At 70.8% G+C, this 12,841-nt stretch carries 13 protein-coding genes; 10 read left to right on the top strand and 3 right to left on the bottom strand.

Annotated elements, in window-relative coordinates; all coding sequences use genetic code 11:
- Positions 1 to 4 precede the first annotated feature (4 nt).
- The 8 genes from AB3M82_RS05750 (at position 5) to AB3M82_RS05715 (ending at position 8,975) form a co-directional block, all read left to right on the top strand.
- A complete protein-coding gene (locus AB3M82_RS05750; RefSeq protein WP_412956196.1) occupies positions 5 to 4,516 on the top strand; it encodes a type VII secretion EssC family protein in 4,512 nt (1,503 codons plus the stop codon).
- A 119-nt stretch (positions 4,517 to 4,635) separates the two neighbouring features.
- Entirely contained in the window at positions 4,636 to 4,923 is a 288-nt protein-coding gene (locus AB3M82_RS05745) for a WXG100 family type VII secretion target (protein ID WP_028501988.1), read from the top strand.
- Between the two features lie 113 nt (positions 4,924 to 5,036).
- The gene (locus AB3M82_RS05740) at positions 5,037 to 5,537 is read left to right on the top strand and encodes a hypothetical protein (RefSeq protein ID WP_412956195.1); all 501 of its coding nucleotides are present in this window, start codon (positions 5,037 to 5,039) and stop codon (positions 5,535 to 5,537) included.
- Positions 5,538 to 5,644: 107 nt separating this feature from the next.
- Positions 5,645 to 5,974 carry a hypothetical protein gene (locus AB3M82_RS05735; protein ID WP_412956193.1) on the top strand — a complete coding sequence of 110 codons (330 nt, stop codon included), beginning with the start codon at positions 5,645 to 5,647 and terminating at the stop codon, positions 5,972 to 5,974.
- A gap of 11 nt (positions 5,975 to 5,985) precedes the next feature.
- Complete coding sequence (locus AB3M82_RS05730; protein ID WP_412956191.1) at positions 5,986 to 7,302, top strand: putative T7SS-secreted protein; 1,317 nt, start codon at positions 5,986 to 5,988, stop codon at positions 7,300 to 7,302.
- 1 nt (position 7,303) lies between these two features.
- On the top strand, positions 7,304 to 7,903 hold the full coding sequence (locus AB3M82_RS05725; RefSeq protein WP_412956190.1) for a hypothetical protein: 600 nt from the start codon (positions 7,304 to 7,306) through the stop codon (positions 7,901 to 7,903).
- 34 nt (positions 7,904 to 7,937) lie between these two features.
- Positions 7,938 to 8,621 (top strand): hypothetical protein, encoded by a 684-nt coding sequence (locus AB3M82_RS05720; RefSeq protein WP_412956188.1) that lies wholly within the window; start codon positions 7,938 to 7,940, stop codon positions 8,619 to 8,621.
- A gap of 66 nt (positions 8,622 to 8,687) precedes the next feature.
- Positions 8,688 to 8,975 (top strand): WXG100 family type VII secretion target, encoded by a 288-nt coding sequence (locus AB3M82_RS05715; protein WP_028501988.1) that lies wholly within the window; start codon positions 8,688 to 8,690, stop codon positions 8,973 to 8,975.
- A gap of 65 nt (positions 8,976 to 9,040) precedes the next feature.
- On the opposite strand, the gene AB3M82_RS05710 is transcribed toward AB3M82_RS05715, so the two are convergent.
- Both AB3M82_RS05710 and AB3M82_RS05705 read right to left on the bottom strand, forming a co-directional pair.
- A complete protein-coding gene (locus AB3M82_RS05710) occupies positions 9,041 to 9,511 on the bottom strand; it encodes a recombinase family protein (RefSeq protein WP_412956186.1) in 471 nt (156 codons plus the stop codon).
- A 61-nt stretch (positions 9,512 to 9,572) separates the two neighbouring features.
- On the bottom strand, positions 9,573 to 10,583 hold the full coding sequence (locus tag AB3M82_RS05705; protein WP_412956184.1) for a helix-turn-helix transcriptional regulator: 1,011 nt from the start codon (positions 10,581 to 10,583) through the stop codon (positions 9,573 to 9,575).
- 61 nt (positions 10,584 to 10,644) lie between these two features.
- Between AB3M82_RS05705 and AB3M82_RS05700 the strand changes: the two genes are divergently transcribed.
- Together AB3M82_RS05700 and AB3M82_RS05695 are read left to right on the top strand one after the other, a co-directional pair.
- A complete protein-coding gene (locus AB3M82_RS05700; RefSeq protein ID WP_412956182.1) occupies positions 10,645 to 11,697 on the top strand; it encodes an ATP-binding cassette domain-containing protein in 1,053 nt (350 codons plus the stop codon).
- The gene (locus tag AB3M82_RS05695) at positions 11,694 to 12,482 is read left to right on the top strand and encodes an ABC transporter permease (protein WP_412956181.1); all 789 of its coding nucleotides are present in this window, start codon (positions 11,694 to 11,696) and stop codon (positions 12,480 to 12,482) included. Before AB3M82_RS05700 ends, AB3M82_RS05695 begins: the two co-directional genes overlap by 4 nt.
- Before the next feature lie 70 nt (positions 12,483 to 12,552).
- On the opposite strand, the gene AB3M82_RS05690 is transcribed toward AB3M82_RS05695, so the two are convergent.
- Positions 12,553 to 12,777 (bottom strand): hypothetical protein, encoded by a 225-nt coding sequence (locus AB3M82_RS05690; RefSeq protein WP_412956180.1) that lies wholly within the window; start codon positions 12,775 to 12,777, stop codon positions 12,553 to 12,555.
- Positions 12,778 to 12,841 lie beyond the last annotated feature (64 nt).

The raw sequence follows: 12,841 nt of genomic DNA, 5'->3' as shown, positions 1-12,841 counted from the left end.
GACGATGAGAGTCAAACTGACCCTGCGCCGCCCGACGGCCCCCCTGACCGACGTCGTGGTCATGGCGGACTCCACCGCGACCGTCGCCGACGTCGCGCGCCGGATCGCCTCGACCGATCCGCTGCGCAGCATCGCGGCCGCTCCCGCCGACGTGCTCACCCTGTCGGTCGCGCCGCCCACGAGCGACCAGCCGACCATGCTCAACCCCGATCTGCTGGTCGCCGATGCGCCGCTCGGCTCCGGCTTCCTCGCCGAGGTCGTGAACGTCGGCCCGAACCGGGCCTCGGTCGGCGGCGCGGGCGCGCGTCCGGCCGCCCTGCTCTCGGTCACCGGCGGACCGGCCGCGGGACAGGAGTTCCCGCTGCCCGTCGGGCACTTCCTGATCGGCCGCGACGCGGCCAACGACGTGACGATCGCGGACCCTCTGGTCTCCAAGCGCCACGCGCGCATCGAGGTGGCGCCCACGTTCGTCGAGCTGGTCGACCTGAACTCCGCCAACGGCATCCTCGTCGACGGGGGTCTGGTGCAGCGCCTGCGCGTGATCCCCGGCCAGCGGTTCACCCTCGGCGACAGCGAGTTCGTCGTGCACCTCGTCAGCGACTTCGACGGGTCGGCCGAGGGCGATCCCGTGCTCGAGCGCGGGGGCGCCCTGCTGTTCAACCGCAGCCCGCGGGTCGAGGAGCGGTTCAAGGGGGAGGAGCTCGACGAGCCCCGCTATCCCCGCGACCAGGTCAAGCGGCTGTTCCCCTGGCCGATGCTCGTCGCTCCGGTCCTGCTCGCCGTGACCATGTTCAGCATCACGCAGCGGCCGCTGTCGCTCATGATCGCGGCGGCGTCGCCGATGATGATGTTCGGCAACTACATCTCGCAGAAGACCAACGTCGGGCAGCGTCTGCGCAAGGAGGTGGAGTCCTTCGAGGAGCAGTTCGAGCGCCTCGAGGAGAAGCTGTACCACCTGCAGCCCCGGGAGCGCGAGGTCCGCCAGAACGAGGTCCCCGCCGTCGCGGTCGTCTTCGACGAGGCCATGCGGCTCGGACCGCTGCTGTGGACGCGGCGACCCGAGCACTGGAACTTCCTCGCACTGCGGCTGGGAACCTGCGCGGACCGCTCGCGGTCGCGGGTCAAGCGCACCGAGACCCCCGAGGCGCTGGTCGAGTACGTCGAGCGCGTCGACCGCCTCGAAGACCGGTACCGGATGATCGAGGACGTGCCGATCCTCGAGTCGCTCCAGAGCGTGGGGTCGATCGGCGTGGCCGGCCCGACCTCGCTCGCGAGCGACGCCCTGCGGGGCATCGCCGTGCAGCTGTTCGGCATGCACTCGCCGAACGAGCTCGTGACGGTCGCCCTGACCGAGCCCGGATGGGCGAACGAGCTGGACTGGCTCAAGTGGCTCCCGCACACCTCGAGCGAGCGGAACCCGTTCAAGGACGTCGCGCTCGCCGACTCCGCCTCCACCGGCACCGCTCTGCTTAACGGCCTCGAGGAGATCGTGCTGCGCCGCTCGCGCGAGGCGAAGTCGCAGCGCCCGCCGTACGGGGACGACTGGGACCCGATGCTGTACGGCACCGACGTCAAGCGCGCGGCGGAGGACGCGACCTTCCCCGGGCAGACCGCGATCGTCGTGATCGTCACCAACGACGCCCCCGTCGACCGCGCGCGTCTCACGCAGATCCTCGAGCGGGGCGCCGACGTCGGCGTGTACGGCCTCTTCGTCGCCCCCGTGGTCGCGGCGCTGCCGGCCGCCTGCCGCACCTTCGTCGACGTGAGCGCCGGACTCGGCGCGGCCACGGTCGGCACGGTCCGCAGCGGCGTCTCGTACCCGGACGTGCAGGTCGAGGGCGTCTCGCACGCCTACATGACGATGTTCGCCAAGCGGCTGGCGCCCGTCGTCGACTCCAGCACCGTGATCGAGGACTCCTCCGACATCCCCAACTCGGTCATGTTCCTCTCGCTCGTGGGCGCGGACCTCGCCTCGGACCCGACCGCGGTGATCGACCGCTGGCGGCAGAACAACACGATCCTCGACCGGTCGGGCACGCCGCAGCCCCGCCTGAAGAAGGCGGGCAACCTGCGCGCGATCATCGGCCAGTCGAAGACCGACGCCATGACGCTCGACCTGCGCACCCAGGGCCCGCACGCGCTCGTCGGCGGCACCACCGGCGCGGGCAAGAGCGAGTTCCTGCAGGCGTGGGTGCTCGGCATGGCGGCTGCGCACAGCCCCGACCGCGTGACGTTCCTGTTCGTCGACTACAAGGGCGGATCGGCCTTCGCCGACTGCGTCGAGCTGCCGCACTGCGTGGGCCTCGTCACCGACCTCAGCCCCCACCTCGTGCGGCGTGCGCTCACCAGCCTCCGCGCCGAGCTGCACCACCGGGAGCACCTGTTCAACCGCAAGAAGGCCAAGGACCTCCTCGAGCTCGAGAAGCGCCGCGACCCCGAGACGCCTCCGGCCCTCGTGCTCGTGATCGACGAGTTCGCGGCGCTCGCCGGCGAGGTGCCGGAGTTCGTCGACGGGGTGGTCGACATCGCGCAGCGCGGTCGCTCGCTCGGCATCCACCTGATCATGGCGACCCAGCGGCCGGCCGGCGTGATCAAGGACAACCTGCGCGCCAACACCAACCTGCGTGTCGCCCTGCGCATGGCCGACGAGTCCGACTCGAAGGACGTGGTGGACGACCCGATCGCGGCCTCCTTCCCGCCCTCGATCCCCGGCCGCGGCATCGCCAAGACCGGACCGGGCCGTCTCGTGCCCTTCCAGTCGGCGTACGCGGGCGGATGGTCGAGCGACGAGGAGCAGGCCGCCGAGGTCAAGATCGCCGAGCTGCGGTTCGGGTCGATCCAGACCTGGGAGGCCGATCAGGCGCCCGAGTCCGACTCGCACGACGAGGACCTCGGGCCCAACGACCAGAAGCGCCTCGTCGCCTCGCTCGTGAAGGCGTCGGCGCAGGCCGGGATCCCCGCGCCCCGCCGCCCGTGGCTCGACGACCTCGAGCGCGCGGTCGACATCCGCGACCTGCCGGTGCTGGGCGACGGGCAGATCCTGCTGGGCAAGATGGACGTGCCCGCGCGCCAGCTGCAGGAGCCCGCGTACTTCGTGCCCGACAAGGACGGCTCGCTGCTCGTCTACGGCACGAGCGGCTCGGGCAAGTCCACGGTGCTGCGCACGCTGGCCATCTCGGCCGGGTTCCATGCCGAGCACGCGAACGTCGAGGTCTACGGCCTGGACTTCGGCTCCGGCTCGCTCAAGAGCCTCGAGACCCTCCCGCACGTCGGCTCGATCATCGCGGGCGACGACGCCGAGCGCGTGCAGCGCGTCCTGCGCTCGCTCGCGCGGGTGCTGGACGACCGCGGCAAGCGCTTCAGCGCCGCCAACGCAGCCAGCCTCACCGAGTACCGGGAGATCACCGGGCAGCCCGAATCCCGTATCCTGCTGCTGATCGACGGGTTCCCGCAGTTCCGGGCCGAGTGGGAGTCGACGACGGCGCGGATGCCGTTCTACCAGACGTTCATGCGCATCCTCGGCGAGGGTCGTCCGCTCGGCGTGCACGTGATCGCGAGCGCGGACCGCTCGGGCTCGGTGCCCACCGCGGTGAGTGCGAACGTGTCACGGCGCGTGGTGCTGCGCCTGGCCGACGAGTCGGGCTACGCCATGCTCAACGCGCCCAAGGACGTGCTCGACGAGCGCTCGGCACCCGGTCGCGCGATCGTCGACGGCCTCGAGACGCAGATCGCGACGCTCGGCGGCACGCCCAACGTCGCCGAGCAGACGAAGCTGCTCGAGCAGCTCGCAACGCAGCTCCGGGCGGCGGGGGTGCGCGAGGTCGAGGAGATCGGCGCGCTGCCGACGCGGCTCGCGGTGCGCGACCTGCCCGAGCGTCTGGGGGAGTTCCCGGTGCTCGGCGTGGCGGAGGACACCCTGTCCGCGCGCGACTTCGATCCGGTCGGGACGTTCGTGGTCGCCGGTCCGCCGCAGTCGGGCAAGACCACCGCGCTCAAGGGTCTCGTCACGGCGATGCGGCGCTTCGATCCCGCCACCCGCCTGTTCCACTTCGGCGGGCGCCGGTCCCAGCTCAAGGACTACGCCGACTGGACGCGCAGCGCGGTCACGCCGGAAGACGCGAAGGAGCTCGCGAAGGAGCTCACCGAGCTCGCCGCCGACGACGCCCTGGGGATCCGCATCCTCGTCGTCGTCGAAGACGTCCCGCAGTTCGCGGACGGACCGGCGGAGCGGGAGATGAAGGCGCTGTTCCAGGCGATCAACCGCAGCGACCACCTGTTGATCGGCGACGCCGACGTCACGCAGGTGACGAGCGGCTTCGGGTTCATCGGCGACTTCAAGGCGGGCCGCAAGGGCATCATCCTCAAGCCCGACTCGTTCGACGGCGACGCTGTGTTCAAGGTGCCGTTCCCGAAGGTGAAGCGCACGGACTTCCCCGAGGGCCGCGGCATCTTCGTGCAGGCGGGCCGTCAGGTCACCGTGCAGCTGCCGCTGGTGGAGGCCGACCGACGGGCCTAGGCCGCGGGACGCGCGTCGATGGGGACTCCTCCCCATCGACGCGGTGGGGCGGCATCCGGAAGGATGAAGTCATCGGGCCGGAGGGGCCCGGTCCGAACGATTTTCGAAAGGTGTGGACGATGGCCGATTTCGGTGCGTCTTATGCAGAGATGGAGCAGGTGGCGTCGTCGCTGTCGCAGGCTCGTGATGACATTCAGGGTCAGTTGGACACGCTGAAGGGTCAGGTCGACACCCTTCTGGGCGAGGACTTCAAGACGCAGCACGCGTCGGGCAAGTTCGGTGAGGGGTACACGGAGCTGACCACGGGTCTGAAGACGGCGGTCGACGGCATCAACGACATGTCGGAGTCGCTGCTGGGCATGATGCGGGCGATCCAGGACCTGGATCAGCAGCTCGCCGGCAGCTGACACGCACACCGCAGACGAGAGGCGTCGACCGCACCGGTCGGCGCCTCTCGGCGTCTCTGCGCTCCGGCGCTCTCGCGGAGCAGACAGGAGCGCGGACGCTCTAGGCTGGGCGGGTGAGTGAGTCTCGTGCGACGCGCGCTTCGGCGCTGAACTGCGACTGTGGATACCTCGGCACGGGGGTGCTCCCCACCCGCCTGTGCTTCGACTGCGGCGATCGGGCGCTGGCGGCATGGGTCGCCGAGGAGAAGAGCCTGCTCGGCCGCGCACCCGGTTACGCGAACGACGTCGCCGAGATCGTGCGCGACACCGCCCAGCGGCAGGAGAAGGCGCTCAAGGCGCGGGCGAACGAGCCGTTCGCGGATGCCGCGTGGGAGCGGAGCAAGGCGGCCCGCCGGCTGACGAAGGTCCGCCGGGCACGCAAGGGGGAGCTCGACGCCGCGTCGCTCGACCGGTGGCGGGCGGCGGCCGACGTGGTCGCACGCGACCCCCGCGACCTCTTCCGCAAGGAGTCCCGACGGTTCGCGAAACGGGGGCCGGGCGCCGCCGCGCTCACCGCGCTGGGGGCCGACGCGATGGAGATCCTCCTCAAGACGACGCGCTCCCGGGGCCGCTGACCCGCGTGGGGAGTTCTCCCCATCGCGACGTGCTCCCGGAAGCCGCTATCGTCGGACGCGGAGAGAGGGAGGACGCCATGTCAGGCAGCGATGGGATGCTGCTCCCGATGAGCGATCTTCAGGAGATGGCTCGGCAGATTGCATCGATCATCTCGGAGTTCGAGTCGGCGAGCGCCCGACAGGGAGATGTGCAGGAAGCCGTGGGGCGCCCGGCGGGAGACAGCCGTCTGCGTGACCGCTGCCACGACTTCGAGGGCAGCTGGAACGACAGCCGCGACAAGCTCCTGAGCAAGCTCCAGAAGGTCAGCGAGCGGGTGCAGGGCACGATCGACGAGACGAACACCGCCGACCTGGATCTCGCGAGCCAGATGGAGCAGGCGTCCACGCCCGCACAGACCGGGCCCGGGGCGGGCCCCGGCCGACCCACGGTGAACTAGGAGAGGCGACGATGCAGACGACCAGAGGACGCACGGTCGAGGTCATCGCGGGCGACCCGGCGGGAATCGACGCGCGGGCGACGCAGATCTCGGACCTCGCGGAGGACATGCTCTCGGCGGCGACGGTGCTGCGCGGGATCGGCGACGGCAGCGTGCGCGGCAAGGGCTACGCGATGGACAAGATCCGCGAGGTCGTGGACGACTCGCACAAGGATCTCAAGGAGGCGGGTCAGCGCTACCAGCCCGCCGGCACGGTCCTCAGCCGCTATGCGAGCGCCCTGAGCACGGCCCAGCAGCAGATGACGACCATCGTGGCGGACTGCGAGGACTCGCTCGCCGCGCTCACCGAGGCGCAGGGGACGGCCTCCGAGGCGCAGAGCGACTTCAACGGCTTCAGCAACGCCCTGACGTGGAACCCGCCGACTCCCGAGAACGAAGAGGCGAGCACGCGCGAGAGCGATCGCCTCGAGCAGGCGGCGGCCAGTGCCGCCTCCGCCCTGTCGCAGGCCCGGGAGACGCACGACGCGAACCTCCGCCGCTACGACGGCGCGTACGAGACGTGGGAGAGCGCGTACGAGACGGCCGTCAACGACCTCGAGGACGCGAACAAGATCGGCGAGGACTCGACCTGGGAGAACGTCGCGGGCGTGCTCGCCGTGGTCGCGGAGGTGCTCAGCTGGGTCGGCCTCGGGCTCGCCGTGCTCGGGCTCATCATCGGCGGCCCGTTCATCGCGGCACTGGCGGTCATCGTGGCGGTGGCCTCTCTGCTGCTCACGGTCGCCCTGATGTTCGACGGTCGCAAGGGCATCGGCGACCTCCTGTGGTCGGTGGTCGGCATCCTGCCCATCGGCAAGCTCGGTCTGCTGTTCAAGAAGGGCGGGCAGCTGAAGTTCCTGGGCGAGATCGGCAAGGGCATCACCAAGCCGTTCCAGCAGGTGCGCGGGCTGCAGAACCTGCAGTTCGCGCCGCGCGCCGGATGGCGGGCGAACTGGCTGCCGAAGTTCGACGCCTTCGCCGGCCGGGTCTCGGGGGTCAAGATGACCGGGCCGTTCTCCCTGGCGGGGATGCTGGATCGCTTCGTCGGAGGAACCAACCGCTCCTTCACCATCGCGTTCACCAACGCGGTCGAGTCGGCGCCGAAGCAGGCCATGGGCACGCAGCTCTTCAGCCAGCTGCCCACCGCGCTGCAGAACGTCGTGGGCGGCGCGCCGACGGCGTTCGAGCAGGCGTTCAACGTCTACAAGTGGGTCGACCGCGGCGTCTCCGTCGCGAACGGTCGCCCCTCGGGGGCCCTGTCGCCCGCCGGTGCCGTGAACGGGCTGTTCTGACGTGGCCACGCCGACCTCCCCGATCACCTGGGACCTCGACTACGACGCTGCGCAGTTCATCCCGCTGCCCCCGGCGGCGGAGCTCGCCGATCGCCCCGAGACCGCACGGACCTGGATCGACGCCGTGCTCGGGCACTACGAGTCCGCCGCTGCGCTGACCGACGGCGACCGGCAGGGTCTGACCGTCACCGCCGAGGCGCTGCTGGCCATGGTGGAGCCCTTCGTCACCCGACTGTGGTTCGCGCCTCCCGGCGTCTACAGCGATGTGCTCGTGAGCATCGTCGTCACCGACCTCGCGGGCGAGACGGCGCGGGAGATCGTCGAGGGTGCGACCACCTCTCCGGGGGCCACCGCCGCCGACGGCATCGCGATCGAGACCGACGCGCACGGCTCCGGCATCCTGATCCGCCGCACGGATGGCGTGCAGCCCGAGGACGGCAGGGCGCTGCTGGTCGCGCAGTGGGACCTGCTGCTCGAGAACGGCGACGTGCTGATCGCCGTCAACGCGATGGGGACGACGCTGCCGGTGTTCGCCCGCCTGGAGGAGGAGCTCCTGCGCCTCGTCGAGGGCATCCGGCTCCCCGATCGGGTCGGCGCGTGAGGTCGGCGCGGTCGTCGTCTGTGAGGATGGGGTCATGAACGATCTCCGCGTCGAGCTGCAGTACGGCATCCCGCCCTTCCGCATGGCCCTCCCGCCGGGGTGGCGCCGGCGGGCGGCCTCCTCCGAGACCGAGAAGGCCGACCTCGCGCGCGCCTCGCAGCTGTTCCGGCAGGCGGGTCGGCCCGACCTCGAGGCACAGTATCGGGCGATGATGGCGCGCGTGCGTCAGGGCATGGCCCGCTCCAAGGTGTTCGCCCTGTATCGGCAGGAGGAGGTCGAGGCGGACGAGCTCCTGCCGATGTCCATCACGGCGTCGGCGGTCGAGGGCGAGGACGGAGCCAACCTCGACGGGTGGATCTCCGACGCGTTCCGCACCCGCGGCGCGGATTTCCTCGAAGACGCCAAGCACATCGTGCGCTGGGAGGGCGAGGCCGCCCGCGCGCCCCGCGGCGCCGACATCGACAAGATCCCCGGCCGCACGATCATGTACGCGCTGCCGGTGCCCGAGACCAATCGCACCCGCGCGCTCGTCTTCACCACGACGATCCTCACGCCCGACTCGGCGGCCATCTCGGACGACGCGATCCGGGGCATGACGGTGCTCAGCGACCTCATGATCTCGACCGTCGCCTGGGAGCAGGCGGTGGCCGAACCGGCGACGCCGGACGCCGGAGCCGGACCCGATGGGGAGTTGTCCCCATCGACAGACGCGCGCTGATTTCCGTAGTGTGGTTCTCATCGGGCCGGAGGGGTCCGGTCCAAACGATTTTCGGAGGTGTGGACGATGGCCGATTTCGGTGCGTCTTATGCAGAGATGGAGCAGGTGGCGTCGTCGCTGTCGCAGGCTCGTGATGACATTCAGGGTCAGTTGGACACGCTGAAGGGTCAGGTCGACACCCTTCTGGGCGAGGACTTCAAGACGCAGCACGCGTCGGGCAAGTTCGGTGAGGGGTACACGGAGCTGACCACGGGTCTGAAGACGGCGGTCGACGGCATCAACGACATGTCGGAGTCGCTGCTGGGCATGATGCGGGCGATCCAGGACCTGGACCAGCAGCTCGCCGGCAGCTGAGTCCTGCTTTCCCGAGGAGGGGTCGACGGTTCGCCGTCGGCCCCTCCTCCGTCGTAGGGCGCGCCTCAGCGGGCGAGATCGGCGAGATGGCGGGCCTCGTGGTTCAGCACCTTGACGATGATGCCGCGACGGCGGAGCTCCGAGACCGTCCGCGACTCCTCCTCGCTGTCGCGCCCGAGGGCGTGGCGGTTCGTCACCACGAGCACGTCACCGGACTGGAGCGTCGAGATCAGCCGCGCCAGCCGGTCGCCCCAGCTCTCGAGGATGTCGGGCGCGGGGTGCCGGAAGCCCTCGATCGGCACGCCGAACCGGGTCAGGTCGTCCCGCTGCTGCACGACCGGGGGCATCCCCTCCCGGGCGACGACCAACCCGACCAGGCGCGAGCCGTCGGGGCGGGCCAGCCAGAAGTCCCGGTTCTGCTGCAGCTCGGTGAAGCACTTCGGGCACTCCGCCGCGGCGTGCGGCAGGTGCAGCGGGCTCGTCAGAGCATCCTCCACCGACATCGCCCCGGTCGTCCGGTCCGTCGCATCGCTCATGGCGCACCTCCGCCCTCCATTCTGCCCTGTCCGGCGACCCGGCGCAGGGGCGGTCCGCGGCTCAGCCGACGCGGTCGTCGCGCACGGCCGCACGGGACGGGGCGGGCTCCGCATCCAGCGCGCGCAGCATCCGCTCGAGGGTCTCCCGGAGCTCGCCGCGCGAGGGCTCGGCGAGGTCGACGGTGTACTCGACGCCGGCCGGGATCCACGACAGGCCGTACATCGTCTCGCGGAAGTCGCCGCCCCCGACGGGCCACCGCGTGCGGCGGTCGTCCTCGGCGGTCGCCCCCTGGCCCCACTGCCCGAAGAACGCCCGCATCTCGTCGTAGGGCAGCTCCATGACCGCATCCGCCTCGACCGGCTGCCGCACCCAGGACCGCGCGACGCGGATGAACTCCTCGATCTCCTCCGCAGTCAGCGGGCGGCGGGCGAAGAGCACCCGCGTGTGCTCCACGGCCGAGAGGCGATCGACGCGGAACGTGCGCCAGTCGCTCTTGTCGAGATCCCAGCACAGCAGATACCAGTGCCGATCCGCGGGGGCGAGGGCGTGCGGCTCGACGCGGCGGTGAGTGACCTCGCCGGACGCGGCGGTGTACGTGAACCGCACGCGCTCGGCGTCGCGGCACGCCAGCGCCAGCTCGCCGAGCACCTCGCTCGACACCGCGGCCCCGGCGTTGATCCCCGCCGGCTGCACGGTGTCGGCCAGGGCGATCACGCGTCGGCGCAGGGGAGCGGGCAGCACCTGCTCGAGCTTCGCGAGCGCGGTGATGGTCGTCTCGGGCCCGCTCACGAGGCGCTGAGAGGCGGCCACCCGGAGTCCGATCGCCATGGCGACGGCCTCGTCATCGGTCAGAAGCAGGGGTGGCACCGCGCTCCCGGCTTCGAGACGATAGCCCCCGGCAGCGCCCGGCACCGACTCGATGCGGTACCCGAGGTCGCGTAGCCGCTCGATGTCCCGACGCACCGTCCGCTCCGTGACGCCGAGGCGCTGCGCGAGCTCGGTCCCCGGCCAATGCCGGTGCGTCTGCAGCAGATTGAGCAGGGAGAGTGCGCGGGTCGCCGTGTCGGACATGCCTCCAGTTTCCTCTTGATCGCGGACGGCAGGTGTCCGCATTGCCTTCTACCTTCGGAGCATGTCCAACGAACCGATCATCGAAGCGCAGGGACTCACGAAGCGCTTCACCGTCAAGAAGAAGACCGTCGAGGCCGTCACCGACCTCGCGTTCCAGGTGGCGCGGGGCGAGCTCGTCGCCTTCCTGGGACCCAACGGCGCGGGCAAGTCCACCAGCCTGCGCATGCTCACCTCCCTGATCCCGCCGACGTCCGGCACCGCGCGCGTGGTGGGCTTCGACATCCTCCAGCGGCCCGCCGAGGTGCGCGCCCGCATCGGATACGTCGGGCAGCTCACGAGCGGCAGCTTCGCGCAGCGCGCCCGTGACGAGCTGCTGAGCCAGGGCGCGTTCTACGGGATGCCGAAGGCCGCCGCCCGCGCGCGGGCCGACGAGCTGATCGCCTCGCTCGACCTCGGCGGTTTCGCCACACGGTCGGTGCAGCAGCTGAGCGGGGGCCAGAAGCGCCGTCTCGACATCGCCCTCGGTCTGATGCACGCCCCGCCGCTCCTGTTCCTCGACGAGCCGTCGACGGGGCTCGACCCGCAGAGCCGGGCGAACCTGTGGCAGCACATCCTCGACCTGCGGGAGCAGCACGGCACGACGATCTTCCTGACGACCCACTATCTCGAGGAGGCCGATCGCTACGCCGAGCGCGTCATGGTGATGGACAAGGGCCGCGTCATCGCCGACGACACCGCGGCGCGCCTGAAGTCGCACCTGGCGGGCGATCTGCTGACGCTCGGGTTCGGCACCGCCTCCGACGCGGAGCGCGCCGTCGCGGTGGTGCAGGGGCTGACCGACCGCGAGGTCCGACGCGACGGCGAGCACGACGTCGTCGTCACGGCGCCCGGGGGTGACGCGCTGCTGCCCACCGCCGTGCGCGCGCTCGCCGCCGCCGGCATCCAGGTGGAGCGCGCGACCGGCGTGCCGCCCACCCTCGACGACGTGTTCCTCGCGCTCACGGGGCGCACCCTCCGCGAGGCGGGCGAGGGTGAGCCGACGGACGAGGGGGAAGAGGCGGATGCGCCGGCCGACGCGTCCGGAACCGCACAGCCGACAGGAGCGAACCGATGACCACCATGACGAAGCCCGACACCGCGGTGCGCGCCAATCCCGCCCGCGACACCTGGAACGTGCTCACCCGCGAGCTGAAGCCGGTCGTGCGCGACCCCTTCTCGCTCATCTTCAGCCTGCTGCAGCCGCTGGTGTTCCTGGGGCTCTTCGCGCCGCTGCTGGTCGGGCAGTCCGGCCAGCCCGTCGCCGCGACCCTGCAGTGGTTCGTGCCCGGGGTGCTGGTGATGATCGTGCTCTTCGGCACCGGGGCGACCGGCTCGAACCTGCAGTACGAGATGATGACAGGCTCGCACGAGCGCACTCTCGTCGCGCCGCTGTCGCGGTCGTCGCTGCTCGTGGGGCGGGCGCTGAAGGAGATTGCCCCCATCGTCGTGCAGGCGCTCATCATCGTGCTGATCGCCTGGCCGTTCGGGCTGCGCATCGATGCGGTCGGACTCGCGGTGGGGCTGGCGATGCTCGCGGTGTTCGGGGTGGGCCTCGGCTCGCTCTCCTACACGCTCGCGCTGAAGACGAAGGACCGCGAGTGGCTCTTCTGGGGGGTGCAGCAGACGCTCATCTTCCCGCTGCTGATCCTGTCGGGGATGCTGCTCCCCCTCGACGAGGCGCCGGACTGGATGCAGGCGGTGGCCACGGTGAACCCGCTCAACTGGGTTGTGCAGGGCGAACGCGCGCTGCTGGCGGGAGACCTCGGCGACGTCACGGTGCTGTGGGGCTGGGTCGCCGCGCTCGTGGTCGCGGTGCTGGGCCTGGGGGCGGGCGTCCGCGCGATGCGCCGGAGCAGCTGAGCAGAGCGGCGACTCGGGTCACGCTGTCGCCGCCCGGGTCGATCCGGGCGGTTGGCAGCGTGCCCCGGGGCTAGAGCTGTTGGAACCGACGCTGCGGTCCTTCGAGCCGCGCGATCGTGATCTTGACGTCGACCAGCTCGCTCTCGACGCGGGTGAGCCTCGCGTCAACGGTGTCGAAGCGGGCGTCGATGCGCTTCATGTGATGAGCGAGAAGGGCCGCCACACCGCCGATCCCGCTCGCCATGAAGGTGAACAGCGTGATGATCATTCCGAGGGTGTCAGGAGACAAGGTCACCGGTCCATTCTGCTCCGTGGAGCGTCGAGCGTCCAGTAACCATATGTCGGCGTCATCGACTCGG

Source organism: Microbacterium californiense (genome assembly GCF_047246625.1).
Classification (GTDB): domain Bacteria; phylum Actinomycetota; class Actinomycetes; order Actinomycetales; family Microbacteriaceae; genus Microbacterium.
The sequence above is the reverse complement of the archived record's forward strand: the minus strand, read 5'-3'. Positions and strand labels throughout refer to the sequence as shown.

Coding starts and splice junctions, on each gene's coding strand:
- AB3M82_RS05700 (WP_412956182.1), top strand. CDS start 10,645: ATGTCCAACGAACCGATCATCGAAGCGCAGGGACTCACGAAGCGCTTC.
- AB3M82_RS05750 (WP_412956196.1), top strand. CDS start 5: ATGAGAGTCAAACTGACCCTGCGCCGCCCGACGGCCCCCCTGACCGAC.
- AB3M82_RS05735 (WP_412956193.1), top strand. CDS start 5,645: ATGAGCGATCTTCAGGAGATGGCTCGGCAGATTGCATCGATCATCTCG.
- AB3M82_RS05710 (WP_412956186.1), bottom strand. CDS start 9,511: ATGAGCGATGCGACGGACCGGACGACCGGGGCGATGTCGGTGGAGGAT.
- AB3M82_RS05730 (WP_412956191.1), top strand. CDS start 5,986: ATGCAGACGACCAGAGGACGCACGGTCGAGGTCATCGCGGGCGACCCG.
- AB3M82_RS05705 (WP_412956184.1), bottom strand. CDS start 10,583: ATGTCCGACACGGCGACCCGCGCACTCTCCCTGCTCAATCTGCTGCAG.
- AB3M82_RS05720 (WP_412956188.1), top strand. CDS start 7,938: ATGAACGATCTCCGCGTCGAGCTGCAGTACGGCATCCCGCCCTTCCGC.
- AB3M82_RS05745 (WP_028501988.1), top strand. CDS start 4,636: ATGGCCGATTTCGGTGCGTCTTATGCAGAGATGGAGCAGGTGGCGTCG.
- AB3M82_RS05695 (WP_412956181.1), top strand. CDS start 11,694: ATGACCACCATGACGAAGCCCGACACCGCGGTGCGCGCCAATCCCGCC.
- AB3M82_RS05715 (WP_028501988.1), top strand. CDS start 8,688: ATGGCCGATTTCGGTGCGTCTTATGCAGAGATGGAGCAGGTGGCGTCG.